Origin of the sequence: Geotalea sp. SG265 (genome assembly GCF_022808985.1) — a bacterium.
In the GTDB taxonomy this organism is placed as follows: Bacteria; Desulfobacterota; Desulfuromonadia; order Geobacterales; family Geobacteraceae; genus Geotalea.
Genome location: NZ_JAKZFT010000001.1, coordinates 486,541 through 512,654 on the forward strand (window position 1 = coordinate 486,541; position 26,114 = coordinate 512,654).

Sequence of the window (26,114 nt, forward strand, 5' to 3'; positions counted from 1 at the left end):
CCGCTGCAGATTCTGATCATCAACGAGAACAAAGCCTTCTGTGATTATCTCTCGAACCTGCTGACCACCGCCGGGCATGAAGTTTTCTGCGTCCAGGGCTATGCAGACGCCCTGGGAGCCGCTTCGTCACAACGGCCGGCGGTAATCATCCTTGAAATTGCCGCAACAGAAGTGGGGGCCGTGGAGATGGCTGCCCGACTGCAGCGTGCTGCAGAAACCCGCCACCTGCCGATCATCGTCATCTCAGACTTCCCCGACCTGGAATTCGAACTGCTCAATCTCTTTGATTTCCTCCCCCAGCCGATGGATGCTGTGCGACTGGTTGAAGACCTGGAAGCCATCGCCCGGGGAAAGAAGTCCCTGCCCCGACCGACCGATACCCTTGCCGATGAAACCTACCGCCTCTTTTACCAATACCTGCTCAGGGAAAGCGGTCTCCATTTCGAGCGGCGCAACCAGAAGCTGCTGGAACGGGGCCTTCTGAACCGCATGGCTGCCCTGCAGATCGACTCTTTCGAGGAGTATTACGATTACCTGGTGTTGCACCAGGAAAGCCGTCAGGAGCTGAAAAAGCTGCTGCCATTCCTCACCATCGGGGAAACCTATTTTTTCCGCTACCATGCCCATTTTGAGGCCCTGGGGCAGATCCTGGCCCGGATGCGGGCCGGGCTCGCCCATGGGGAAAAACTGAAGCTGCGGCTCTGGTCGGCGGGCTGCTCCACCGGCGAAGAGCCCTATTCCCTGGCCATAACCGTCATGGAGGCAATTCCCGACTGGAAGAAGCACGACATCGCCATCCTCGCCACCGACATCGACAACCGGGCGCTGAAGCGGGCCCGGGAAGGCGTCTACAGCCAGTGGGCCATGCGCGTCATCGAAAAGCGCTACCTGGACCGGTACTTCGACAGAAGCGGCAAGAAGTTCAGGATCAACGACGAGGCAAAAGACCTTGTTCGCTTTGCCCACCACAACCTCACCACACCTCCCCCCTGGGGTGAAGAAACCTTTCATGCCGTTTTCTGCCGAAATGTCACCATCTATTTCACCATCGACACCACGAGGCAGATCATCGAAGGGCTGAGCAGGGCACTGGTGCCCGGCGGCTATCTTTTCCTGGGACACTCGGAGACCATGGCACTGATTTCGACCAGGTTCGAGCGTCAAAGCCACGACGGCAGCTTTTACTATCGCAAAAAGACGGCAACGAGCGAGACCTCCGGGGAGCCGGAGATGCCCCCCTCCCCTGCGCCGGCGCAAGCGAAGGCACGCCTGGTGCAGGCGACACCTGTTCCGACCCCAAATCCACCCGCACCGGCTTCACCGCCGCCTATGGACTGGGAAAAGCGCCACCTGCTTGCCCAAGAACTTTTTCGGGAGGAAAAATTTGCCGAGACAGCCGGACTTTTGCAGGATATACTGCAGCATCGACCGGGTCATACGGGAGCGCTCATTCTCTATGGTTTTACCCTGGCCAACGACGGACGGTTTACCGAAGCCCTCGAGGCCTGCGGAAAGGCCCTGAAGATCGATGACCTCCTGCCCGAAGCCTACTACCTGAAAGGGCTGGTATATGAGATGACCGAGCGCCTGCCGGAAGCCTGCGAGGAATACCGCAAGGCGATCCTGCTGCAACACGATCTGGTCATGGCCCACTACCAGCTGTCGCAGCTCCATGGCAGGCTGGGCAAAAAGAGGGAACGCTTCAGGGAGCTGAACAACACCCTGAAGATCGTCGCTGGCATGAAGGCCCATACCACCATCCCTCACTCAGGAGGGATGTCCCGCGAACTGTTCATGGACCAGCTGCAGAAAGAGCTGGCGCAGGCTGATTAGAAAAAGGACGCACCATGACGAAAAAAAACGGAACCGACGAAATCCGCGCCATCCTCGAAGAAATGAGGGAGGAATACTGGCAAGGGCTGGCGGAGGTGGAAGAGGTCCGGGAAGAGGAGCAGGAATTCATCACCGTCACCCTCGGCGGGGAGACCTTTGCCTTTGAGACCGGCTATGCCTCGGAGGTCATCCGTGTCCCCAAGCTGGTGAAAATTCCTCGCGTGCAGGAGCTTCTCACCGGGGTCTTCAACCTGCGGGGAGAGATCACCGCGGCCATCGATATCAGGCCGCTGCTGGGCTTGCCCCAGCTCCCCCTCACCCCCCTTTCGAGGATTGTCGTCGTCAAGGCCGCACCATTCGTCACCGGTATCATCGCCGAAAAGGTGGAAGGGGTGCGACCGCTTCCCATGAACGCCATTGAGCCTGCGGTCACCTCACTCGACGAGAAACAGCGGGAATATATACGCGGCCAGCTGCATGTTGACGGGATGCTGATCATGATGCTGGATATGGCCAAACTTTTACAGGCCCCGGACATTGTCGTCAATAATCACGTTTAAATACACGAACCATAGACGTTGAGGGAAACGTCGCCAAGGAGTCGCCACCATGTTCAATAACCTGTCCTTGAAAATTGCCGGAATTCTCATCCTGGTGATGGTGGTCATCATGACCATGTTTACCATCTACTTCGTCAGGTCGCGGAGCGCCTCCATGGAAGGGGAACTCCTCTCCAAGGGAAGGATCGAGGCCCTTGCCGGGGCGAAGATGACCGAGCAGGTCCTGGAATCGGCTATCAGGCAAGGAACCCTCTCCGAGGCGGACGTGTTCGACGAGAACTACCAGCCGATCCCCAATACCTATCCCCAGAAATACCACACCAGGTTCGACAGGTACCTGGATGAAAATATCCAGGAACTGGAAGACGAGTACCTCAAAGACGATCAGGTGGTCTTTGCGGCTGCTGTTGACCGCAATAGCTACCTCCCCACCCATAACACCAAATACTCCCAGCCCCTGACCGGCGACCGGGCAAAAGACCTGATCAATAACCGCACCAAGCGCATCTTCAATGACGAAGTGGGCATGATCGCGGCAAAGAACCAGAAGGAACTCCTTCAGCAGGTCTATTTCCGCGATACCGGGGAGCGGATGTGGGATATCTCGGCACCGGTCTATGTGAACGGCAAACACTGGGGCGCTTTCAGAATCGGCTTTTCCATGGAAAAAACGGACAAGCGCATTGCCGAACTACGCACCCAGATCATCGGCTCCATGCTCATCATGCTGCTGGTTTCCAGCATCACCATCTTTTTCGTCGTCCGCTATTACATGCGCCCGCTCCTCAATCTGACTGCAGCGGCACGGCGCATTGCCGACGGCAACCTGGACGAGCAGATCCCGGTGGAGACCGGGGATGAGATCGGCACCCTCGCCGAGGCCTTCAACACCATGACCACTGTCATCGTCAAGAACCTCAAGGGGGAGATCGAGAAGAGCTCGCGGCTCATCGTCTCCATCAAGGAAGCGATCATCCTCTTGTCCAGCTCGGCCAACGAAATGATGGCCATCAGCGCCCAGCAGTCTTCAGGTGCAACCCAGCAGGCGACCGCCGTCCAGGAGGTGACCACCACCTCGGAAGAGATCGCCATCACCGCCAAGCAGATCACCGATAATGCCAAATCGGTGGAAACAATGGCGGAAGAAACGACCCGCAGCTGCACAGCCGGCACAGCCGACGTGACCAATGCCATCGACGGTATGGCGGTACTGAAGGGCCAGGTGCAGACCATCGCCGAGAGCATGCTTCAACTGGGGGACAACAGCCAGAAGATCGGCGGCATCGTGGAAATTATCGACGAGATCAGCGACCAGACGAATCTCCTGGCGCTCAATGCGGCCATCGAGGCTGCCGGCGCCGGTGAGGCGGGCAAGCGGTTTGCCATCGTCGCCCAGGAGGTGAAACGCCTCGCCCAGCGGACGGTCGATGCCACCAAGCAGATCAAGGGGCTCATCGAGGAAATCCAGAAGGCGACCAACAGCACCATTATGGTCACCGAAGAGGGAACCAAGGGGGTTGACTCCGCTTCGGCCCTGGTGGACAAGGTCCAGCTCTCCTTCACCAACATCATCCACATGGTCGAGGAAACGGCCCGCGCCGCCAAGGAAATCACCCTCTCCACCCAGCAGCAAACCTCCGCCTGCGAGCAGATGGCCGAAACCATGACCGAGGTGAGGGATGTGGCGCAGCAGGTGGCGGCCAGCGCCAACGAGACCGAGCGGGCCATCTCCGACATAATGGAGCAGACGGAAAAACTGCGGGATCTGAGCGAAAAAGAGGCGTAGATGCCCAACCGGAACAAGTATCTTTCCATATTCTACAAAGAGGGGCGCGAGCATCTGCTGTCGCTGCAGAAGGGGCTTCTTTCCTTGGAAAAGGCCCCCGGCGATATGGTGCTGCTTCGGGAGTTGATGCGCAACGCCCACACCCTCAAGGGCTCAGCAAAGCTGGTGGGCCTTGAGGAAATCAGCGCCATCGGCCACCGAATGGAAGACCTCTTTGAAGAAATTGAAAAGGGACGGAAAGGGGTGGACGACAAGGTCATCGACCTGCTCCTCAAGGGGGCCGATGCCATTTCCCGGCTCATCGAGGCTTTCAGCAACAACGAGGACCTTCCCTTCGACGTTCCCCTGTTCCTGCAGGCATTCGACCAGGGGGAGATTCCTCCCCAGATCGTTGCGGAGAAACAGCAGCCCGAGCCGGTTGCCGACGAGACCGTCAGGACCAACGTCAAGATCCTCGACAGTCTCATCAACCGGCTCGGAGAACTGATCATCAACAAGAAACGCTTCGAGAGCAACCTCCTCCGGCTGAACGAATGTCTAGCCGGGGATGCCGAGTACCTGCCGGAGCTGCAGCAATTCCGGCAGGATATGGAGGAGGACGTTCTTTACCTGGCGTACCTGGTCCAGGAACTCCACGACGATGCCCTGGCGCTGCGCATGCTCCCCCTGCATACCATCACCGACGGTTTCGAGCGCATGGTCCGCGACCTGTCCCGGGAACACGGCAAGATGATCGAATTTACCGTCACCGGTGCTCAGATCGAGATGGACCGGGTCTTGCTGGAAGCGGTCAAGCCGATGATCCTGCACATCCTGAGAAATTGCGTCGATCATGGCATCGAAACCCTGGAAGAGCGGCTCGTCGAGGGGAAAAAGCCCAAAGGAACCATAAAGATTGCCGCCAGACTTGAGGAGGGGGGAGTCAACATCGTCATCCGTGACGACGGCAGGGGAATCGATCCGGCCCTGGTGAGAAAGACCGCGGTGAACAAAGGCCTTCTAACCCAGGAAGACGCAGCTGCCATGGAGGACAAGGGGGTCATCGACCTGATCATGGAGGAAGGGTTTTCCACAAGGGACTTCATTACCGACACCTCCGGCCGCGGCATCGGCATGAGTGTGGTGAAAAAAAACCTGGAGCGGCTGAAGGGGCGCCTGACCATACGGAGCGAGGTGGGACGGTACACGGAAATGTCGCTGCACCTCCCCCTGACCCTCTCCATGATGGAAGCGCTGCTGATACTTTGCAACGGAGAGTACCTCGCCCTGCCCCTCACCTACGTCCAGGAGTCGCTGAAAATCAGGGCCGAAGACATTATCACCGCCGCCGGCAAAGAGGTGATCTCACTGCGGGGCAGCTCGATTCCGCTTGTCTCACTGGCTGCACTCCTCGGACTGCCGGAACCGGGGAAATTCTTCCCCGACGAGAAGCTGACCGTTGTGGTTCTGAAACAGGGGGGACAATCCCTTGCCTGCGCCGTTGATGCGACCCTGGAAAGTTCGGCGATCGTCGTCAAGTCCTTGGGTAACCAGCTGAAAAACGTTCATTTCGTCTTCGGAGCAACCATTCTCGGTAACGGCGATCCGGCCCTGATCCTGAACGTTCCCGACCTTTTCGCTGCGGCCGAGGTGGGCATTACGGCCGGTTTTGCGGCACGGCTCGGCAAAACCGAGGGAAAAACATCCCAAACACGGATCCTGGTGGTGGATGATTCCATCACCACCCGCACCATGGAGCGGAGCATCCTCATGGCCCACGGGTACAGCGTGGATATCGCCATCTCCGGCGAGGATGCCCTGGAAAAGGTGGCCCATGCCGACTACGACCTGGTCATTTCCGATGTGATGATGCCAGGCATTACCGGGTTCGAGCTGACCAGGCGCCTGCGTGCCCTGGACCGGTACCGGGATGTGCCGGTGATCATCGTCTCCTCCCTCGCCACCGACGCTGACAAACGAGAAGCCATGGATGCCGGCGCCCAGGCATATATCGTCAAGGGAAGTTTTGATCAGGGAAATCTGCTGACAACGGTTGAAGCATTCGTCGGCTGAGGGCACGCATCATGAAAGACAATAATTCCAACACGATACGGGTGCTTATAACCGACGATTCCGCCCTGGCCAGGGAGGTCATCAAGGATATCTTCCGCCTGACCGGCGACATCATCATTGTCGGCGAGGCAGCAGACGGCGCCGGTGCAGTTGAGCTCACCCAGAAGCTGAAACCGGACCTGGTGCTAATGGACCTGATGATGCCGATCATGGACGGGCTCACTGCCATTGAAGAGATCATGGCCCACGCGCCAACGCCAATCCTGGTGCTTTCGGCGAGCCTTGGAGACCGGGACGTGAACAACGCCTTTGCCGCCATAAAACGGGGGGCACTGGATGTCATGGCCAAGCCGGAAGGATTTGCCACCGAAACCGTTTCCCGCTGCTTTGCCTCGGCGATCATCGAAAAGGTCAGGATGCTGGCCCGGATCAAGGTAATCCGCCGCAGGCCGAGCCGGTCCAGGGGAGTGCCCCCTTCGGGGCCCAAGTCCGTGGAACCCCACCGCATCCTGGCCATCGGTGCTTCCACCGGCGGACCCCAGGCAGTGATGAAAATAGTCCGCTCCCTGCCGGCCGATTTCAATGCCAGCGTCCTCATCGTCCAGCATATAGCCAGCGGCTTTGCTTACGGCTTTGCCCAGTGGCTGAGCAGGGAGAGCACAATTCCGATCCGGCTGGCCAAGGACGGAGAAGAGTTTTTGCCGGGAGCAGCACTGGTCGCCCCCAGCAACTGTCACATGGTCGTTGCCGGTGGTAGAATTAAACTCACCAAGGACCAGCCGGTCAACTGCTGTCGCCCTTCCATCGACGTGCTCTTTAAATCCCTTGCCCAGGAACACGGCGGCTCCGTGGTGGCGATACTGTTATCGGGCATGGGCAAGGACGGTGCTGAAGGGCTGACCCATATCCGGCAACGGGGCGGCATGACCATCGCCCAGGATGAGCAGAGTTGTGCCGTATTCGGCATGCCCAAGGCCGCAATTGCCATGGATGCCGTCGATATGGTTGTACCGCTGGGGAAAATCCCCCTAACTATCTCCCGCCTCTTCGTTTCAAGGAATTGACCGCATGACAAAGAAGAAAATACTTATCGTCGACGACAGCGAACTGGTACTGATGATGGCTCGCGATGCCCTGGAAGCGGCAGGTTATACCGTTTTCTGCGCCCAGAACGGCCTGGAGGCCAATAGCTACATCTTTTCCGCCGACAGACCGGACCTGATCATCATGGATGTGATGCTCCCCATGCTCGAAGGGAACAAAAAGGTGAAGCTTCTCAAGGAAAAAGATCTGATCAGCCGGATTCCCATCCTGCTCCTCTCGTCCAAGAGCGAGGATGAGTTGCGCCGCCTTCAGGAGGAATCTGGAGCCGACGGTTACATAGGCAAACCCTTTTCCCCGGCGAGCATCGTCGCTGCAGTAAGGAACTTCCTCACCTAGCGTCAATTGCCCCACGGTAAAAATTCTTCACTTCACCAGCGGGTTATGCTAGATTCACCGGTGCTTCAGAACCACAAAGCAAAGGATATTCATGGGCTTACGTGTTTACAATACCCTTTCGGGGAATAAGGAAGAGTTCATCCCGGTGGAGCCGGGAAAGGTCAAGATGTATGTCTGCGGCGTCACTGTCTATGATCACTGCCACATCGGCCATGCCCGGGCAAACGTGGTCTTCGACGTCATCTACCGCTACCTGGGGCATCTGGGCTTACAGGTAACCTATGTGCGCAACTATACCGACATCGACGACAAGATTATCAACCGGGCCAACCGGGAAGGGGTGACATTCGACGTCATCTCCGAGCGATTCATCAAGGAATTCGACCGGGACATGGAGCGGCTGGGACTGAAGCTCCCCACTTGCCAGCCCAGGGCAACGGAGCATATCCCCGAGATCATCTCCCTGGTGCAGACCCTCATCGACAAGGGCTTTGCCTATCAGGCCGGGGGTGACGTCAACTTCTGCGTGGAAAAGTTCGACAGCTACCTTAAACTCTCCGGGCGCAGCCTGGAGGATATGCAGGCAGGCGCCAGGATCGAGGTGGACGAGCGCAAGCGGCATCCCATGGATTTCGCCCTCTGGAAAGAGGCCAAGCCGGGTGAACCCTTCTGGGAATCCCCCTGGGGCAAGGGGCGCCCCGGGTGGCACATCGAATGTTCCGCCATGAGCATGAAATACCTGGGAACTACCTTCGACATCCATGGGGGGGGCAAAGACCTGATCTTTCCCCACCACGAAAACGAGATCGCGCAGTCGGAGGCGGCCACCGGCAAACCCTTCGTCAACTACTGGCTGCACAACGGCTTCGTCAACATCAACTCGGAAAAGATGAGCAAGTCCCTGGGCAACTTCTTTACCATCAAGGAAGTGCTGGATAAATACGACAACGAGGTGCTCCGCTTTTTCCTGCTTTCCGCCCACTATCGCTCCCCCATTGATTTTTCCGACCAGAACCTGAGCGAAGCAGAGGCTGGACTGGAAAGGATTTACAAGGCTTTGGCCGCCGTCGAGGAAGCGCTTGGCGGGGCAGAGTTCGCTGGGGCAGCGCTGGATGCAGCCACCCTTGGGGAAGCGGAGCGGGAACTGTTCGAAAAGGCTACCACCCTCGTTACACGTTTCCACGAGGCCATGGACGATGATTTCAATACCGCCCTGGCCATCGCCCATGTCTTCGACCTGGTTCGCTGCGTCAACCGCGTGCTCAGCGAAACAGCGGAGGGAAAGGACCGCATCGGCACCCTCTGCGCCCTGGTCAAGGGGGAAGTGGCAAAGATCGCCGGCGTTCTCGGCGTCTTTTCCTCGGAACCGGTTGGGTTCCTTGAAAGGCTCAAAAGCCGCAAGGCCGGCAATCTGGATATTGCCGTCGAAGAAATCGAACTGCTCATTGCAGAGAGGACCGCGGCACGCAAGGCAAAGGATTTCAAACGGAGCGACGAGATCCGTGATCAGCTTGCAGCAAGGAACATCGTCCTGCTCGATTCGCCCCAGGGAACGACCTGGAGCGTAAAATAGAGGATGCACCAACGAAAAAGGCCGCTGATCGCGGCCTTTTTCGTTGATTACAGGTTGTACTCTTCTTCAGGCAGCCTTGCGGGCCACCTCGAGTGAGCCGAAGCGCTCCTTGATGAGGTCCATCGCCTCTCTCATGATGTCGGAAACACTCCTGTTGGTGGTGCTGACGATCTGCTCCAGGGTTTCCCGCTCCTCATCGCTAATCCGCATGGAAATGACGTTATACCGCGGATTCTCTCTCATTCTGCCCATTTCGTTTCTCCTATATTGAGTGGTGTGTTTTTGTCTAACGAAGCTATCTATCCTTACTGCCATTTGCGTGCCAAAGCAAAAAACAAGAGATAAGTCATTAGAATAAGACGCATTTACCATCACAGGGAACAAAGTTGCGGCAGCAATAGTGTATACATTCTGTGCCACATCCGGCACACATTTTCTCAACTGGGACAGAGTTGCCCTTCTTTCTCCAGGAACCTCCATCAGAATGCCGAGATGTGAACAGACCCGCCACGTGACATATCCTCGAAGAAGCAGATCTGGTACGGATCAATCCCCCCCTCGCCCCTTCAGGCCATGTTTATCCAGCAGCCTGTAAAAGCTCCTTCGAGGGATATTGGCAAGTTGTGCCGCTTTTGACACATTACCCCCGGCATCTGCCAGATAACGCTGGATGAGTTTCTTCTCGACCTTCATGACGTGCGGCTCCCGCTCAAGTTTGAACGATTTCAGATCAGGAATCTCGTCGGCCTCTTCCGCATAGGTCTCGGCGAAAACGAGGGGCAGATTGCCCAGCTTGATGATCTCGTCATGGGTCAGAACGGCAGCCCGCTCGATGACGTTCTGCATCTCCCGGATATTGCCCGGCCACGAGTATTGCATCATCGCCTTGACTGCCCGATCTTCGATGCCGATGATACTCTTGTTCAGCTTGTTGCGCGCCTTCTCCAGAAAATGGTGGGCCAGGAGGGGAACGGACTCTATCCGGCTCCTAAGCGGCGGCATAGTTATGGAAAAGACGTTGAGCCGGTAGTAGAGATCCTCCCGGAACCAGCCGTCCCGGACCCCGTCCTCAAGCTCCTTGTTGGTGGCGGCAATGAGCCGAATATCGACTTTTTTCGCCACGGTCCCCCCCACCAGCCTGACCTCCCCCGAATCAAGCACCCGCAAGAGTTCTGCCTGCAGCTTCGGCGTAATGTCGCCGATTTCGTCTAGAAATATGGTACCCCCGTCCGCAGCCTCGAAGAGCCCTTTCTTATCGGTGATGGCGCCGGTGAAAGCTCCTTTTTTGTGGCCGAATAGCTCGCTTTCCAGGAGGGAGTCGGTGATGGTGGTGCAGTTGACCGTGACCAGCGGTTTGTCGTTTCGCTTGCTGTAGCGGTGGATGGCCCGGGCGGTCAGCTCCTTGCCGGTGCCAGATTCACCCCGGATAAGCACCGTCGTCGGCGTCGGTCCCACCTGCTTTATAAGGTCCAACACTTCGATTGTGCCGACATCGCTGCCGACGATGAACTCGTCGCCGTATTCCCGGTCCAGTTCCCTCCTGGCCAGCTCGTATTTCTCGATCAGCCGTCCCCGGTCCTCCACCAGTTGCTGCAGGGTATGGGGGAGACACATCTCCAGGTCGGCGAGCCCCTGGTAGACGGCAACCGCATATTCGCGGCAGGTGCGGTACCCGCAGGCGCGGCAGTTCAGCTCATCCTTCTGGGTAAACTTATTGGTGGCGTGAAGGATCTTCTTCACATCGCTCCCTTTCGGCACCTTCAGTTTGGCGTATTTTCCGGTAAAGGAGCGGCTCAGGGAAATGGGCCTCTGCTCGCCCTGGTAGTGGGGAGCCGTACGATAGGGGGCGTCGTTCTTGAAATGGGCGATGATCAGGTTGCGTTTGTAGAACTCGGTCAACTCCGATTTTTTTCCCGGTCCGCCGATACAGCCGTCGTAGCAGAAGCGGATATCGACGATACGGGGGGTGATGCGCCCGGCCGCCAGGTCCTTGATGATGCCCATGGCGTTGACCTCCCCCGCAGCAGTGACGATCTCGGTATCCAATGGGTCGGTGGCGATGGAGAAGGCCTTGAAGGTCCCCTCCGATATGGGAAAGAGGCGGCCAAGATGCGGCTCCAGGCCGTCGAAAACATCTTCCGCCAACTGCCCCGGGTCGATCCCCCGTTTATGGAAGATTTCCTCCAATTCCCGATACGTGAGCACCATGTCGATGGCCCCTTTGGTCTCCTCCGCCTGAATCTCGAATTTTGCGGCAATACAGGAACTAAGGTAGACCACCTTCACATGATCACCAAGGGTGGCTTTGAGAAACCGGCCGATGGCGACCATGGGGGAAATGACCCCCACCAGGTTCCTGATCAAGCTCGGGTAATGGCGCTCGATGAGATCGACGATGGCCGGACAGTGGGAGGAAATCAGCGCATCGCTGCTCTGCTCCATGGCCTCCGCATATCCCGCTGCAACCAGTTCGACCCCGGCCGCCCCCTCGTGCACTTCGGCAAAACCAAGTTTTTTCAGCCCCGCGGCCAGCTGCCCGGGGGAAAGGGTGTGGAAAAAAGCGGGAAAGGAACAGCCAAGAACAGCGATAACCGGTTCTTCACCGGCAAGGAGATTCTCCATGACCCCCACCTTGTCAGTCACCACCTTGGCATGCTGGGGGCAGCTGCTCAGGCAGTTGCCGCAGCCTATGCAGCGCTCGAAGATGATCTCGGTGAAGCTCTTTTCCACCTTAATCGCCTTGACGGGGCAGCTGCGGACGCAGGAATAACATTTCTTGCATTTTTCCGTGAGGGTAACGATCGGTTCCATAAATTTTTTCCCAAGCGTATTGTGTACCAGGCAGAAATCAGCATAGACTAAGATAGAGAAATGTGCAAGAATTGGCACACTTTTTCGGCAGGCAAAAACGAGGCAAAAAAACACCCTAGTGACTAGGAGGGCAAGTCAGCTAGGGCATAATGAGGGTCTCACGACCCTCGCAACTCTTATCTTTGATTATAGTGTAACGCTCCCCATCGGGACTTGCAAGTCCTAAAAAAGTTAATTTTTTCGGCCGGTTTCGGCATTTTGCTGCCGCATCAGTGGCGGGCCGGCTCGTTTGGTATAATAAAAATCAGTAATCGCTCTGCAAACGGCTCCCCAGGATAGACCGACCGAGCCCCCGCAGAGCCCGCTTTCGCAAAATAAATACAAAGGGAGATAACCCAATGTCCTTGCACCGTCTCATCCCTTGCTTGCTGCTTCTTTTAATCATGATACCGCTTGCAGCAGGCGCAGCAGCACCCATTCCCCGGCTGTTGGGGCCGCCCCTCGGGGAACGTTGGTTCAGCATCAGCATGAATGGAGAACGGGTCGGCTTCGCCCACACCGATGTGGTCGAAACGAAGGATGGTTATGAGCTTTTCAGCGAAGGGAGTGTTAAGCTCAAGGTCATGGCAGTATCCAGACAGTCATCGTCCCGGGAATGGTATCGGGTTGGCAAAGATCTCTCTTTGAAATCGTTCCGGGTTGAACAGACCATCGACGGCACTCCCATGCGACTTAAAGGTACGGTTGAGGGCAAGGCGGTCAAGGCGGTGGTGGAATCGGCCGGCAAGGTAACGAAGAAAAGCTTGAAGGTTAAGAAGAAGCTTCTCCCACCCCCGGCCCTGAATTTCTATCCCTCCACCCAGGGAGCGGTGCCGGAAAAAACCTACGAGGTGCAGATGCTGGATACGGAAGGTGTCAAGATCAAGGGGGTCGAAATCAAGGTCATCGGCGTGGAAGAGCGCCCTGGTGGAGTAAAGACTCTGCACCTGCAAAACGATCTCTACCCCTTCGTTGACAACGATATCTGGCTCGACCTATCAGGAAACACCCTTAAAGAATCTGTCCGGGACGACATGATCCTTACCGTAGCCGAAGATGCGCTTACCGTGAGGACGTTCATGGCCGATGCGGCCCTGGCCAGAAAAGACCTGATCCTGAACTTCAGCATGATCAAAACCGACCTTCCATTGAAAGATCCGGTCAGGCTTCAAGAGATGACAGTCTCATTCTCCGGCTTCCCCCCTGACTTCCCCCTCTTGCAGGACGCCCGGCAGCAGGTCACGAGACAAACGGACGGCACCGTTGTCGTCAAGACAACGAAGACCGCCACGGCAAAAATCGGCAGTGGCGAAGCAAATCCAGCGGCGCTCGCCCCTTTCCTGGAAGCCACGGCACGAATACCCTCCGATAACGGAGAACTGGCGGCAAAGGCAAAAGAGATAGCAGGAGGGGAGCAGGACCCGCGGAAGGTGGTCGAAAGGTTGGCCGGATGGGTGGCGACGAAAGTCAAGGGAGCTGCCATGGATAGCCAGCCCCCCCTGGAAACCATGAAGGGGGGAGAAGGAAACAGCCAGTCCCATGCCCGTCTCTATGTGACCATGGCCCGGGCCATGGGGATCCCGACCCGTTTCGTCGCCGGCCTGACCTACATCATGAACAAGGGCTTTGTTTACCACAGCTGGGCGGAGAGCCACGTGGGGGAATGGCTGGCGGTCGATCCCACCATGGGAGAACTGCCGGTGGATGCGAGCCACATCAAGCTGATTGAAGGGGAGAGCCCGGAGGATTTCGCCCTCCTGGCCGCCGTCATCGGCAAGCTCCAGGGCGCCATCCTGGAGCAGCGCTACTGATCAGCGTTTACGCAGCATTTCCACGATCTCCCGCCGCGCTTCGCCGATGGTCAACGGAATTCTCCCGAAGGGAAGCCGGTCCTCATGCTTGAGCCGGTGAATCAACTCGGCGATGTGGGGCAGCCGCAGTTTCACACTGGCCATTTCCTCGGGGGCGGTGAAAACCTCCTCCGGCACCCCTCCCCGCACCAGCCTTCCTTTGCCAAGGATATGCAGCCGGTGCAGGAAGACCGGCACAAGATCGACACTATGGGTGGCCATGACGATGGTCACCCCCTGCTCCCGGTTCAGTCTGGTCAGGAGTTCCATCATCCGGTATTCACCCATGGGGTCCAGTCCCGCCGTCGGTTCGTCCAGAAGTAGAATCTCATGGCCCATGGCAAGAAGACCGGCAATGCAGATCCTTTTTTTCTGGCCATAGCTTAAGTTGTGGATGCCCTTGCCTCCCAATTCCCCCATCTCCACCGCCGCCAACGCCGCCCCGACCCGCTCCTGCACCTCATGCTCGCTGCAACCCATGTTGCGCGGACCGAAGGCCACATCCTCGAATACGGTATGGGCAAAGAGCTGATCGTCGGGGTTCTGGAAGACGAGTCCCATCGTGCGGTAGATCTCCCTCGGGTGGAGCTTCCGCACCTCCTCCCCGTCCAGCAGCACCTCTCCCCGGTACTCCTTGATCAGGCCGTCCATGATCCTGAGGAGCGTCGTTTTACCCGAACCATTGGCGCCGAGGATGCCGCAGAACTCGCCGCGGCCGATCTCCAAGCGGATATGGGCCAGCGCCGCCGTTCCATCGGGGTACTGGAAACTGTCGAGATTGACCGCGATGCGTGCTTTGGTGTCAGACATGCCAAAATACTCCTAAAAGGGCAACCACCAGCGATGCGGCAGCTAATTCCTGCTTTCTGAGCGGCTGCTGCCGCAGGGGGGTTGTTCCGTCGTATCCCCGCTGGGCCATGGCGGTGGTGATGGTCTGGCTGCTGTCGAAGGCCTTTATGACCATGGCCCCGGCAAGGGTGCCGAAGCTGCGCAGCCCCTGTCGATACCCGACATACCCCAGGCGGTTCTTCTGGGCTCCGTAGACCACCATGGCGTCATCGTAGAGCAGAAAGAGGTAGCGCCAGGCAAAAAGGGCCACCTCGATCAACGCCGGGGGCAGCCGAAACCAGGCCAGCGCTGAGAGGAGCTCAGTAAAGGTAGTGGAAAACCCCAGGAGGGCCGCCAGGGAAACGGCTCCCGTGATGCGGCAGGCGATGAGTCCCCCGGCGACGAGGCCGTCGGCATAGCCGATAAGCGTTATCCCCCAGACTGAAAGAGAAAAAAGGGGGGCGGCGCCGGGGGTAAACATTTTGAACAGGAAAACGGCGGCGGCGAAGAGCAGCGGCTGGGCAAATCGCAGCAGCAGGTGCCGGGGGCGCACCCCGAGACGCAAGCAGGATGAGACGGAAAGAGCACCGACCAGCAGGGGGAAGACAAATCCTCGGCAGCTCAGGATCATGGGGAGCAGGACCAGAACGACCAGCAATTTGACCCGCCCATCAAGGCGGTTTAGGAAATTGTCGGCACGCTCCGGCCGGTGCAGGGCATAGTGCATTAGTGCTCCTTCCCGTCCGGTTTCGTGTCAACAATGCTGCGCCAGTAGTAACCAGCCATAAACCCCCCGATAGCCCCGGCCCCCAGGAAAAGAAAAAGCAGAATGTCCCCCTCCCCCGGATCGATAAATGGCCTGCGGGGCTTGCGGCCATGCTCCGCGGCAATCTTCTCCAAGACCGCCTCGTCCACCCCCACATAGGAGCGGGGGGCACGGGTAAAGAAGAAGCAGCCCAGGAGAGCGGCAATCAGAATGATGTACAGCAGCTTGAACCGCTGTTTTTCAGGCATGGGCCACCTTGCTCTCCTTAACCACCCCCATCTTCACCAGCAGATCGGGACGCTTGCGCTGCAAGAGCGTCACCATGCCGGCGGTCATCGCCCCTTCAAGAATGCCCAAAGGCAGCTGGGTAGGAACGAATGCCAGGGCGATCTTTGTCGCCAGCGGCCAGAAGGGGGCAGTGCCGCGGATACCGGCAGCAAGTTCCGCCGAGGTGGTCAGATAGGTGCCCCAGTCGGTGGCGAGACCGGCGAAAAAAGCGGCAAGCGCCAGGGATGTCCCCACGCTGCGCAAGCCGCGAAAGACGAACCAGCCGGCAAAGGAACCCACGACCCCCATAGAGACAATGTCGGCACCCAGGGTGGAGAGACCGCCGTGGGCAAGAAAGAGCGCCTGGAGCAGCAGCGAAACGGTGCTGATGACGACTCCGATCAGCGGGCCGGCGAGGATCGCGGCAATGCCAGTTCCGCAGGGATGGGAGCAGGTGCCTGCGGTGGGGACCGGTATGGGCATGCACGAGACGATAAAAACAACGGCGGCCAAAAGCCCAACCAACGGCTTCATGGCCAGGTCGTCTTTTGCCAGGGTATTCAACCGCCGCACACCGAGGACGACAAAAGGTGCAGCTACGGCAAACCACAAGGCAGCCCAATTCAGCGGCAAAAGCCCCTCGCTGATATGCATGGCATAGGCGGGGGCGGCGACAAAATGCATCATAATTGTAAATGCCAGAACCTTTTTCACCTGCCCCCCCAAGACCTTTCAACCACGAATGTACGAGTCAACACGAAAATTTTGGCAATCTTCCAGCTGGCCTTCATTCGTAAACATTCGTGCCATTCGGGGCTGAACGTCTTTTGCCTCAAATTTTGTCCCCGCGCAGATCTCCGGCAAAGAGTTTCCCGGCGCCGCGGGAAGCGCAGAAATCACCGCACATGGTGCAGGTCGCCTCGTCCTCCGGAGTACGACTGGCGCGGATCGCCCGGGCATCCTCCGGGTAGAGGGCCAGTTGGAACTGCTTTTCCCAATTGAGGTCGCGGCGGGCCTTGGACATCTCCATGTCACGCTGCCGCCCCTTCTCCGGATATTTGTTCATATCGCCGATGTAGGCGGCGACCTTGGCCGCCTTCACCCCCTGGCGCACGTCCTCCTCGTTGGGGAGGGCCAGGTGTTCGGCGGGGGTGATGTAGCAGATGAGATCGGCGCCGAAACGGCTCGACTGGGCAGCGCCGATGGCCGCGGTAATGTGGTCGAAGCCGGGAGCCACGTCGGTGGAGATTGGTCCCAGCATGTAGTAGGGGGCGCCGCCGCTCATGCGCTTCTGCAGCTGGATGTTCCCCTCCACCTCGTCCAGAGGCACGTGTCCGGGACCTTCCACGAGCATCTGGCATCCCATGTCCCGGCCGATCTCCGAAAGCTCGCAGTTGATGAGCAGTTCCTGGATTTGGGCCCGGTCGCTGGAATCGTGGATCGCCCCGGCCCTGAGGCCGTTCCCCAGGGACAGGACCGTATCATATTTCTTGAGGATGGCCACCACCCGGTCGAACTTCTCATAGAGGGGGTTTTCCCGGTTGTTGGCCAGCATCCAGGCCACCATGGAGACGCCACCCTTGGAGACCAGCCCGCCGTAGCGGTAGCCCTGTTTGCGCAGCCGCTCGATGGTATAGAGATTGATGCCGCAATGGACCGCCATGAAGGCCATGCCGTCGGCGCACTGCTTTTCGATCAGGTCGAAGAGCATCTCCTCGTCCAGCTTATTGGGGTCGCCATGCTTGCGGGCCGCCTCGCAGAAGGCCTGGTAGAGGGGCACGTTGCCCACTGGCAGGTCCACCGCGGCGATCACCTCCCGGCGCACCCGGTCCAGGTCCCCGCCTACGGAAAGTTCCATGAGGGTGTCGGCCCCCGATTCCTGGGCCGCCTTTGCCTTGCGCACCTCGGCCTCGTAATCGACGATGTCCGAAGAGGTGCCGATGGAGGCATTTACCTTGGTCCGGAGCCCCTTGCCGATCCCCACCGCCTGAGGCTTGCGACCGTGATTCCAGGGAATGACGATCTTCCCTTCGGCGACCATTTGCCGCACGTATTCGGGTGAAACTCCTTCGTCCTTGGCAACGGTGGCCATCTGGGTACTGATGATGCCCTCGCGGGCAAGTTCGATCTGGGTCTTCATGGTATCTCCTTGGTCGGGTCCGAAAGCGAGCCCTTGAATTTTCTGCAATTTTCCGCAAATGCCTCCGCCAGCCCCGGACAGCTGCCGAAATGCAGGTGGATATAGGAAGCGAGGCAGTTCTTGTGGCGGTATCCTTCCGCGCCCAGTTCCGTTTCCTGCTTCCGTACGCGGTAGAGACGCTCTATCCCTTCAGGCATTGGCGCCGTTTCCGAATAGTGGAACTCGTGCCCCCTGACGGAGCATCCCCCCCGCCCAAGAATGGAATCCGCCCGGGTAACTATTTCCCGGTAGCCGAGGGCCTTTCGGCGGGGGAGCATGCGGGTGGTCACGGGAAAGACGCCGACGAAATCGTGGAGCGCGCCGTCGGCGCCGACCATTCCTGCCGTCAGGTAGATGAAGCCGCCACACTCGGCATAGACAGGCATCCCCGCTGCCACAGCCCCGCAGATCGCCTCTTTCATGGCTCCATTTGCCGCAAGGGTGGCGGCAAAGAGTTCAGGATAGCCGCCCGGGAGATAGATACCGCCGATGCCTGCGGGAAGGGCGGCGTCACGCAGGGGCGAAAATTCCACGATTTCCACCCCCGACTCCCGCAGCAGCCGCAGGTTGTCCTCATAGACGAAACAGAAGGCCTCATCCCGGGCAACGGCGATGGGAACCGGCTCCGTTCTTGTCGGAACAGGGGCAGGCACCGGGGCAAGGAGCGGGCAACCGGAATCGGCAAGATTCAGCAGACATTCGAAATCAAGTGCCCCATTCAGGCGCTCCGCCAGGTGGTCGAGAAACCGGGGAGAAAGCGGGTTTTCCTCTGCGGTCGTGAGACCCAGATGCCGCGATGGGATATGCAGCCTGTCGTCCCGGCCGACGCACCCCAGCACCCTGACCGCCGGCAGGGCATCGGTCATGGCCTCCATAAGGATGCGGCCATGGTTGTCGCTCCCCACATTGTTGAAGATGACCGCGGCAACCCGCACCCGGGGGTCGAACTGGGCAAAGCCCTTGACGAGAGCAGCCGCGCTTCCGGCCATCCGTCCCGCATCGACCACCAAGATCACCGGCGAACCGGTCAAGCGGGCGACCTGGGCGGTGCTTCCCTCGTCGCCCTGCGCCCCGATGCCGTCGAAGAGCCCCATCACCCCCTCGACTACCGCTACATCCGCCCCGGCACAGTGGCAGGCAAAGGTTTCCCTGACAAAGTCCTCCCCGCACATCCAGCCGTCCAGATTGACGGAAGGGCGCCCCGTTACCAGTCGGTGATAGCCGGGATCGATAAAATCGGGCCCTGTCTTGAATGGGGCAACAGTGAGCCCCCTCCGCCGCAGGCATTCCATGATGCCGATGGTGACGGTGGTCTTGCCGGAGCCGCTCTGGGGGGCGGCGATGATGATCGATTTCATTCCCTACCCGTTGACCAGTTTCACCACTGCCGTGCCGTCGGCATAGTAGTCGATAATGTTGAAACCGCAGTAATTCTGCTCGATGGAAAAGAGAGAGGCGAGCGGCGCGCCGAGGGCGTTGAGGAGAACGACGCGGTTAACGCCGCCATGGGCCACCACCAGGACGTTTTCCCCACTGTGCCGCTGGACGATCTCCCGGATCACCGGCATGACCCGGTCGTTCAGATCCTGAAGGCTCTCCCCCCGGGGAACGCGGTAGTTGACGATGTCATCCAGGCGCGCCTGCCATTCCACCGGGTATTTCTCCATCAGCTCGGTCCAGGTCATCCGCTCCCAAATACCGATATTCAACTCGCGCAGGTCCCGGTTCCTTACCGGTGTCACCCCCAGGTGCGCCCCGAGCATTTCCGCGCCGATGACGCAGCGACTCAGATCGCTGCAGTAGCAGGCGGAGATGGCTACTCCGTCGAAGCGCTCCTTGAGCCCCTCGTACTGGGCCATGCCGAAAGGTGTCAACCCCACATCCGCATGGCCGTTGTAGCGGCGTGTTTCGGCTCCCTCCACCTCCCCGTGACGAATGAGGTAAATGCGCGTTCTCTCAGTCACAACCTTCCTCCCACCCCCGAGATAGCAATCAGTGCCAGCAGGCACAGGATCTCGTTCAATTCGCTGACGCAGCCGATGACGTCACCGGTAATGCCCCCCAGCTTGCCGTGAAACCAGGCTTTGGCAGCCAAGGTGAAAAGGGCACAGAGGGCAACGCAGCCGATGCCCGGCAGCCCGAGCAGCAGACCGGCGGCAGTCATGGTTGCGAGAGCGGCAGCGGCAAACTGCAGCTGTCCTGCGCCACCGATAAACAGGGAACCGAGGCCGTCCTGCCGGGCTCTTTTTGAACCGACAGTGAGCTGCACCTGGCTGTAGCGGGCCACCATGGGGAAGAGAAGCAGCGCCTCCCTTTTCCAACCAGGGGTAACGGCAAGAAGAGCCTGGTATTTGAGCAGGAGCGCCAATACCAGCCCCACCACCCCCACCGCCCCGACCCGGGAGTCCTTCATCACGGCCAGGAACCGCTCCCTCCCCCCCCGTGCCGCCAGTCCGTCGCAGACATCGGCCAGGCCATCCAGGTGGAGGGCACCGGTGACCGCAGTGAGGATGACGACCAAGAGCAGGTCCGCCACCGGACGGGGCAATGCCGAGGCGAGGAGATAGTCGCATCCTGCCAGCAAAAGCCCCAGGGTCAGCCCCGCCAGGGGGAAAAGGGCCATGGATTTCCCCAGGTCATCCTCCTCGCAACGGCAGGAGAACGGGAGAGGGACGATGGCTAGAAACTGCAGGGCGACGAAGTAGAGCCTGATCATTGTTACGACGTGACCCCGGCCTCGGCAAAGGTGGCCATTTCGGTGTATATTTTCACCCCTGCTTCGATGAGCCCCATGGCCAGCGCAGCACCGGTCCCCTCACCGAGCCGCATCTGCAGGTCTAGGATCGGCTTGAGCCCGATGTGCTCCAGCATGAAGCGGTGGCCGATCTCCACCGATTCATGGGCGGCAAACATATAGTCCTTGGCCTGGGGATTGAGCTCGGCGGCGATGAGGGCGCCGGCGGTGGAGATGAAACCATCCACCACCACGGGAATCCGATTGGCGGCAGCCCCCAGGACAAGCCCGGCAATGCCTGCAATCTCCAGCCCCCCCACCTTGGCCAGCACATCTACGGCATCCTTCGGGTCGGGCTTGTTCACCGTCAGTCCCTGCTCGATGACCCGGATCTTGTTTTCCAGGGCGGCGTCATTGATACCAGTACCCCGGTGGGTCACCTCCCGCACCGTTTTGCCGGAGATGGCGGCAATGATCGCCGATGATGGCGTGGTATTACCGATCCCCATATCACCGGTGCCGAGCATGGTCACCCCTTCTTTTTTGGCCTGGGCAGCCAGGCCGATTCCCGCTTCCAGCGCAGCCACCGCCTGATCCCTGGTCAAGGCCGGGCCCTTGGCAAGATTCGCCGATCCCCGTGCGATCTTGCGCACCACCAGTCCAGGTACCATGCCGAAATGATGGTCCACGCCCATATCCACCACCCGCACCTCGGCCCCCACATGGCGGGCAAGGACATTGACCCCAGCTCCGCCGTTGAGGAAATTGAAAACCATCTGCCGGGTCACTTCCATGGGATAGAGGGAAACCCCCTCCTCCACCACTCCATGGTCGGCGGCGAAGGTGTAGATGACCTTGTTCCCCAAGAGTTCCGGGTTCTCCGGATCGGCAATTATGGCCACATAGCGGCGGGCAAATTCCTCCAAACGCCCCAACGATCCCGGCGGCTTGGTTTTGTTGTCCAGAACCTTCTGAGCATCCGTCAGCAGGGCCGGATCGACCCCGCGAATCTGTTCCAGTGTTTCCTGCAAAATACCCATGACAATACCTCCATTTTGAATCCATGTAGATAGGGCTTGCCCCCGGTCTTCAGCCCTTAAGCTTTAAGGGCAGGCCGCAGACAGCCATATGAACCTCATCCGCCGCAGTTGCCAAAATCTGGTTCGCCTCCCCCGCCAGGTCCCTAAAGGCCCGGGCCAGGACGTTTTCCGGAACGATTCCTTCCCCCACCTCGTTGGTGACAAGAATCAGCGGCGTAACAAGAGCGGGCATGGCCGCCGCCAGGTCCCTGACCTCATCCAGCACCCGTCCGCTGTCGTTGTGGGCCAAAAGCAGGTTGCTCAGCCAGAGGGTGATGCAATCCACCAGCATCGCCTTAAAATAGCCGTCGTGGCCGAGGATGACCTCCTTGAGGCGCAACGGCTCCTCCATGGTCTGCCATTGAGAGCCACGGCGTGACCTGTGGCGGGCGATCCGCTCCGCCATCTCGCCGTCCCCGGCCAGGCTGGTGGCCACATAGCCAAGCGGTTCGCCGAAGCCCGAGGCTATTCCTTCCGCAATACGGCTCTTACCGCTTCTGGCGCCGCCGGTGACAAGAATGATTCTGGACATGAAAAAACCCCGTCTCCTCAAGGAGGCGGGGTCGAAACCGTGGTCGTGGCGAAAGGCTCCGGCTCCTCTCCTGCGGAGGATCCTTGTGCAGCAGTCAACCAGGCAGGTTTCCTGACTTACGGGTCACTTTACTTGCCGCGCCTTCCCGAAAAACTCAGTGGCGTTCAGCGGCTTTCATCACCGTTCACAGTTGCGGGACAGTGGAGGAATCGCACCTCCTTCCCTTTTAACGCCGCATGGAACAAAAGCGGCGCACCTGGTTAACTATTCGATTGTGGAATATTTACTAACAGAGCCATGGGGCAAAGTCAAACATTAAGTCGTTTCATCAGCTGCAGCGGAATTTCCCGGCTCTTTCTCCGAAAGCGCCGACTCGATCCGCTGCCAGATCTGGTCCTTTCCCTCCTTGTTGAGGGCAGAGAAGAAATTCAGGTCCTCGGGTGCCACTCCGAGGGTCTGGGCAATGATTCGCGCCTGCCTGCCCCGCTCGTTCCGGGAAACCTTGTCACACTTGGTGACCACCAGGATCGGCGTGACCGCATAGGACTGCAGCCAGTGCAGCATCTGGATGTCTTCGGCAACGGGGATCCGGCGCACATCCAGGATGAGGATCACCCCGCGCAGGTTGGCCCTCTTTGCCAGGTAATGCTCCATCATCGGCCCCCACTGCTTTTTCACCGCCAGGGGAACCTTGGCGAAACCGTAGCCGGGGAGATCGACGAGTGTGAACTGGCCATTGACATTGAAGAAGTTGATGAGCTGGGTGCGCCCCGGCGTGGAACTGGTGCGAACCAGGTTCTTCCTGTTGACCAGGGCGTTGATGAGGGAGGACTTGCCCACGTTCGAACGGCCGGCAAAAGCGATTTCCGGCAGATCCCCGGGCGGGTAATGGGGGGCTTTCGTGGCACTCTTGATGAACTCAACCTGTTTGATCAGCACTGGAACCACCTGTTCTTTTTGCTGGGGGAGTTCTCCCTTTTGCAGCTGACAACTTACGGAAAAGGTCCCCTTTTGTCAAAATAAAAGGCCATGGGGTAAAGTATTGGCAACTGGCGCCGAAAAGAAGCCCATGAATGAATAAGTAAGCGTTTTATATTGGGGGTGTGCAATGAATAAAGAACTGGAGACTGCCATCATGACCGCAGGTGATCTGCCGACAATCCCCGTTGTCGCCACCAAGGTCATGCAACTCATGGAGAGCGAAACCACTACCGCCGAAGAACTGGCACGGGTCGTTGCCTCCGATCCTGCCGTCGCCGCACGGGTCATCAAAATCTCCAACTCGTCCTTTTACGGCTGTCAACGACAGATCCAGACCCTTTCCACAGCCATCGTCATTCTCGGCTTCAACACCTTGAAGAGCCTGGTGGTCGCGGCCTCTGTAAAACAGGTCTACAAACCCTTCGGCCTGACGGAAAAGATGCTCTGGGAGCATTCCTTTGCCGCTGGGCTCGCCGCGCGCATCATTGCCAGCAGCACCAGGGCGGCCAATGAGGAAGAGGCCTTTCTCGGAGGGCTGTTCCACGATATCGGCAAGATTATCATGAATTCCCTGGATAAGGAAAAATTCCAGCAGGTGATGCAGCGCTGCTACAATGAAGGCCTCACCTTTGAGGAAGTTGAAACGAGTATCTTTCCCTTCTGCCATGACGAGGTTGGCGCCTATGTGGTCAAAAAGTGGAATTTTCCCCTGGCCATGACCAATGCCATCTACCAGCACCATAAGCTGCAGTTCGACGCCCATGATGATACCTACCAGATAAACCTGACGGCGGTCATTGCCCTGGCCGACCTGTTCTGCCTGAAAAAAGGGATCGGCGAACGGGAACCTGACGAGGACCTGGACTTGGCGGCATCCGCCCCGGCATCCATGCTGAAGCTGGACGAGGCACGCATCGATATGCTGCTGAACCTCTTTATCGAGGCATTCGAGCGAGACAAAAGCTATTTCGTGACCTGATTGCCACTGAGAGCCTCTTCGGCAGCTTCCTCATCAGCGCTGCGCTGCCTGGCCTCGTCAGATATGGAGATGCTGTCATGTGACTCGGCTCTCTGGACAAGATGCCCCTTTTTGCGCTCTCGCCCCGCCCCGTGCTTGTCGGTGTCTATGCTGTATGCGGCCGGTATTTTCCCCACCCGGTATTCCATATGCCACCCCCCTTGCAGCAAATCCCTTTTCATTCTCCCTATCGGTCTTCGCAGGGGATTCTTTACCTATTTTGCCCAGTTAGGGATAATCTCCACTGGACATACTCCTTGTTTACCCCCAGCCCCTGATGTATAATTCACCGGTTTGCAAGCAAATTCGAGCGGAAGGCATTACTCCATGAAACTCAATACCAAGCTGGTGGCCATGATGCTCTCCCTGCTGGTCATCGCCACCCTGATCCTCTTCGTCATGAATCAATTCAGTCAGAACGACCTGGTTCAGGAGATGCAGGAAAGCTCCACGGAGGTCTCAAAGGCCATCCAGATCAGCGTTGAAGACCTGACCTCGGAAGATCAAAACGAGTCTTCACGTCTGGCCGACTACTTCCAGCAGGCGCGGAACAAGGGCATCAACGAAATCAACATCTTCAACAACGAAGGGGAGATCATCAACTCCTCCGACCCGGATATGGTCGGCAAGAAGCGTGAAATCAAGAAGCTGGAAAAGGGACTGAAGGCCTCCCACAAGGGAAAGAGCACCAGCGTATCCACCTCCCTTCGCCCCTACGATCTGGTGGTGCCGGTCATCGTCGGTGACGAGCAACTGGGCTACGTCCAGATCAACCTGCTCCTGGACAACATCCGCGACATCCAGCACGCCAATTTCATCCGCCGTCTCGTTGCCACCTGTTTGGTCTTTGCCTTCGGCATCCTCCTCACCTTCTTCCTTGCCCGCCGGTATACCACCCCCATCAACCGCCTGGCAGCGGGGGTGAAAAAGGTCTCCGCCGGGGACCTGTCGGTGACCTTTCCCGTGGAAACCAGGGATGAAATCGGCGAGCTGGCCAAAAGTTTCAACGAGATGGTGGAAAAGCTGCGGGAACGGGAAACCCTGGAAAAGCGCCTCTACGAGGCCGAGCATCTCTCCAAGGTGGGGCAGCTTGCATCCGGCATCGCCCACGAGATCAGGAATCCCCTCAACTATATCAGCCTTGCCATCGATCACCTGAAAAGCGAACTGCTCCCCATCTGCCCCGAGCGGGGCAAGGAACTGGAGGCCATTACCGACAACATCAAGGAAGAGGTGCGCAAGGCCAACTACATGGTGCTGAACTTCATGAATTACGGGCGACCGCTGAAGCTGCGGCTGAGCGAAATCCACTACCGCGATCTGATCGGTAAGGCGCTCCCACTGCTTCAGGACAAGCTGGACGAGCAGCGGATCCGGGTCGTTACCCATATCCCCCCCGATCTGCCGGTCATGCAGGTGGACCCGGAACTGATGCGCAATTGCCTGTTCAACTTCATCACCAATGCGGCCCAGGCCATGCCCGATGGAGGCACCATCACCCTTGGAGCGGCATTTGCCGGTGAAAAGCGGCAGTTCATCCTTACCTTCACCGATCAGGGCTCAGGTATCGCCGCCGGCGATCTCGGCAAAATCTTCCAGCCCTATTTCACCACCAAGGAAGCAGGTATCGGCCTGGGACTGGCCATAACCGAACGCATCATCAAGGAACACGGCGGCGAGCTGACGGTGGCCAGCACCATTGGAAACGGTACGACCTTTACCATCTCCCTGCCCGTCAAGGAGCCCCAGGCGGCAAAAGACCAACAAATTTAAGTGGAGATCTTTT

Annotated in this window: 24 protein-coding genes and 1 riboswitch; of the genes, 10 read left to right on the forward strand and 14 right to left on the reverse strand. The window is 58.5% G+C overall.

Annotated elements, in window-relative coordinates; all coding sequences use genetic code 11:
• Nucleotides 1-186 precede the first annotated feature (186 nt).
• From ML541_RS02355 to cysS, 7 genes are all read left to right on the forward strand, one after another.
• Entirely contained in the window at nucleotides 187-1,833 is a 1,647-nt protein-coding gene (locus ML541_RS02355; RefSeq protein WP_243370327.1) for a protein-glutamate O-methyltransferase CheR, read from the forward strand.
• Nucleotides 1,834-1,847: 14 nt separating this feature from the next.
• On the forward strand, nucleotides 1,848-2,393 hold the full coding sequence (locus ML541_RS02360) for a chemotaxis protein CheW (protein ID WP_243370328.1): 546 nt from the start codon (nucleotides 1,848-1,850) through the stop codon (nucleotides 2,391-2,393).
• A gap of 49 nt (nucleotides 2,394-2,442) precedes the next feature.
• On the forward strand, nucleotides 2,443-4,179 hold the full coding sequence (locus ML541_RS02365; RefSeq protein ID WP_243370329.1) for a methyl-accepting chemotaxis protein: 1,737 nt from the start codon (nucleotides 2,443-2,445) through the stop codon (nucleotides 4,177-4,179).
• Nucleotides 4,180-6,231, forward strand: coding sequence for a hybrid sensor histidine kinase/response regulator (locus ML541_RS02370; RefSeq protein WP_243370330.1), 2,052 nt, complete (start codon nucleotides 4,180-4,182; stop codon nucleotides 6,229-6,231).
• Nucleotides 6,232-6,242: 11 nt separating this feature from the next.
• The gene (cheB, locus tag ML541_RS02375; protein ID WP_243370332.1) at nucleotides 6,243-7,295 is read left to right on the forward strand and encodes a chemotaxis-specific protein-glutamate methyltransferase CheB; all 1,053 of its coding nucleotides are present in this window, start codon (nucleotides 6,243-6,245) and stop codon (nucleotides 7,293-7,295) included.
• A gap of 4 nt (nucleotides 7,296-7,299) precedes the next feature.
• Nucleotides 7,300-7,671: a response regulator transcription factor gene (locus tag ML541_RS02380; RefSeq protein ID WP_243370334.1), complete on the forward strand. Its 372-nt coding sequence runs from the start codon at nucleotides 7,300-7,302 to the stop codon at nucleotides 7,669-7,671.
• A 91-nt stretch (nucleotides 7,672-7,762) separates the two neighbouring features.
• A complete protein-coding gene (cysS, locus tag ML541_RS02385; protein WP_243370336.1) occupies nucleotides 7,763-9,244 on the forward strand; it encodes a cysteine--tRNA ligase in 1,482 nt (493 codons plus the stop codon).
• A 66-nt stretch (nucleotides 9,245-9,310) separates the two neighbouring features.
• On the opposite strand, the gene ML541_RS02390 is transcribed toward cysS, so the two are convergent.
• Both ML541_RS02390 and ML541_RS02395 read right to left on the reverse strand, forming a co-directional pair.
• Complete coding sequence (locus tag ML541_RS02390; protein ID WP_243370338.1) at nucleotides 9,311-9,496, reverse strand: ribbon-helix-helix protein, CopG family; 186 nt, start codon at nucleotides 9,494-9,496, stop codon at nucleotides 9,311-9,313.
• A gap of 294 nt (nucleotides 9,497-9,790) precedes the next feature.
• Nucleotides 9,791-12,055, reverse strand: coding sequence for a sigma 54-interacting transcriptional regulator (locus ML541_RS02395; protein WP_243370340.1), 2,265 nt, complete (start codon nucleotides 12,053-12,055; stop codon nucleotides 9,791-9,793).
• A 398-nt stretch (nucleotides 12,056-12,453) separates the two neighbouring features.
• Here ML541_RS02395 and ML541_RS02400 point away from each other — a divergent pair, with 398 nt between their 5' ends.
• Entirely contained in the window at nucleotides 12,454-13,905 is a 1,452-nt protein-coding gene (locus ML541_RS02400; protein WP_243370342.1) for a transglutaminase-like domain-containing protein, read from the forward strand.
• Here ML541_RS02400 and ML541_RS02405 read toward each other — a convergent pair whose 3' ends face one another.
• From ML541_RS02405 to yihA, 11 genes are all read right to left on the reverse strand, one after another.
• Nucleotides 13,906-14,754 carry an ATP-binding cassette domain-containing protein gene (locus ML541_RS02405; protein WP_243370344.1) on the reverse strand — a complete coding sequence of 283 codons (849 nt, stop codon included), beginning with the start codon at nucleotides 14,752-14,754 and terminating at the stop codon, nucleotides 13,906-13,908. It abuts the gene before it with no gap.
• Nucleotides 14,747-15,499 carry a cobalt ECF transporter T component CbiQ gene (gene cbiQ, locus ML541_RS02410; protein ID WP_243370346.1) on the reverse strand — a complete coding sequence of 251 codons (753 nt, stop codon included), beginning with the start codon at nucleotides 15,497-15,499 and terminating at the stop codon, nucleotides 14,747-14,749. The genes ML541_RS02405 and cbiQ overlap by 8 nt, the downstream gene beginning before the upstream one ends.
• Complete coding sequence (locus tag ML541_RS02415) at nucleotides 15,499-15,786, reverse strand: cobalt ABC transporter permease (RefSeq protein ID WP_243370348.1); 288 nt, start codon at nucleotides 15,784-15,786, stop codon at nucleotides 15,499-15,501. Before ML541_RS02415 ends, cbiQ begins: the two co-directional genes overlap by 1 nt.
• Nucleotides 15,779-16,492, reverse strand: coding sequence for an energy-coupling factor ABC transporter permease (locus ML541_RS02420; protein ID WP_243370403.1), 714 nt, complete (start codon nucleotides 16,490-16,492; stop codon nucleotides 15,779-15,781). The genes ML541_RS02415 and ML541_RS02420 overlap by 8 nt, the downstream gene beginning before the upstream one ends.
• A gap of 145 nt (nucleotides 16,493-16,637) precedes the next feature.
• Nucleotides 16,638-17,945, reverse strand: coding sequence for a phosphomethylpyrimidine synthase ThiC (gene thiC, locus ML541_RS02425; RefSeq protein ID WP_243370349.1), 1,308 nt, complete (start codon nucleotides 17,943-17,945; stop codon nucleotides 16,638-16,640).
• Nucleotides 17,942-19,342, reverse strand: coding sequence for a cobyrinate a,c-diamide synthase (locus tag ML541_RS02430; RefSeq protein WP_243370351.1), 1,401 nt, complete (start codon nucleotides 19,340-19,342; stop codon nucleotides 17,942-17,944). The genes thiC and ML541_RS02430 overlap by 4 nt, the downstream gene beginning before the upstream one ends.
• A gap of 3 nt (nucleotides 19,343-19,345) precedes the next feature.
• On the reverse strand, nucleotides 19,346-19,948 hold the full coding sequence (cobC, locus tag ML541_RS02435) for an alpha-ribazole phosphatase (protein WP_243370353.1): 603 nt from the start codon (nucleotides 19,946-19,948) through the stop codon (nucleotides 19,346-19,348).
• The gene (gene cobS / locus ML541_RS02440; protein ID WP_243370355.1) at nucleotides 19,945-20,700 is read right to left on the reverse strand and encodes an adenosylcobinamide-GDP ribazoletransferase; all 756 of its coding nucleotides are present in this window, start codon (nucleotides 20,698-20,700) and stop codon (nucleotides 19,945-19,947) included. The genes cobC and cobS overlap by 4 nt, the downstream gene beginning before the upstream one ends.
• A 2-nt stretch (nucleotides 20,701-20,702) precedes the next feature.
• The gene (cobT, locus tag ML541_RS02445; RefSeq protein WP_243370357.1) at nucleotides 20,703-21,758 is read right to left on the reverse strand and encodes a nicotinate-nucleotide--dimethylbenzimidazole phosphoribosyltransferase; all 1,056 of its coding nucleotides are present in this window, start codon (nucleotides 21,756-21,758) and stop codon (nucleotides 20,703-20,705) included.
• A gap of 49 nt (nucleotides 21,759-21,807) precedes the next feature.
• Nucleotides 21,808-22,329 carry a bifunctional adenosylcobinamide kinase/adenosylcobinamide-phosphate guanylyltransferase gene (gene cobU, locus ML541_RS02450; RefSeq protein WP_243370359.1) on the reverse strand — a complete coding sequence of 174 codons (522 nt, stop codon included), beginning with the start codon at nucleotides 22,327-22,329 and terminating at the stop codon, nucleotides 21,808-21,810.
• An 83-nt stretch (nucleotides 22,330-22,412) separates the two neighbouring features.
• A riboswitch (cobalamin riboswitch) is annotated at nucleotides 22,413-22,604 on the reverse strand.
• A gap of 40 nt (nucleotides 22,605-22,644) precedes the next feature.
• Nucleotides 22,645-23,268: a ribosome biogenesis GTP-binding protein YihA/YsxC gene (gene yihA / locus ML541_RS02455; protein ID WP_243370362.1), complete on the reverse strand. Its 624-nt coding sequence runs from the start codon at nucleotides 23,266-23,268 to the stop codon at nucleotides 22,645-22,647.
• A gap of 169 nt (nucleotides 23,269-23,437) precedes the next feature.
• Between yihA and ML541_RS02460 the strand changes: the two genes are divergently transcribed.
• Nucleotides 23,438-24,289 (forward strand): HDOD domain-containing protein, encoded by an 852-nt coding sequence (locus ML541_RS02460; protein WP_243370364.1) that lies wholly within the window; start codon nucleotides 23,438-23,440, stop codon nucleotides 24,287-24,289.
• On the opposite strand, the gene ML541_RS02465 is transcribed toward ML541_RS02460, so the two are convergent.
• A complete protein-coding gene (locus tag ML541_RS02465; protein WP_243370365.1) occupies nucleotides 24,274-24,477 on the reverse strand; it encodes a hypothetical protein in 204 nt (67 codons plus the stop codon). The two genes, ML541_RS02460 and ML541_RS02465, sit on opposite strands and share 16 nt — an antisense overlap.
• A 178-nt stretch (nucleotides 24,478-24,655) precedes the next feature.
• On the opposite strand from ML541_RS02465, the gene ML541_RS02470 reads away from it, so the two are divergent.
• Nucleotides 24,656-26,101: an ATP-binding protein gene (locus tag ML541_RS02470; RefSeq protein ID WP_243370366.1), complete on the forward strand. Its 1,446-nt coding sequence runs from the start codon at nucleotides 24,656-24,658 to the stop codon at nucleotides 26,099-26,101.
• The last annotated feature ends 13 nt before the right edge of the window (nucleotides 26,102-26,114 follow it).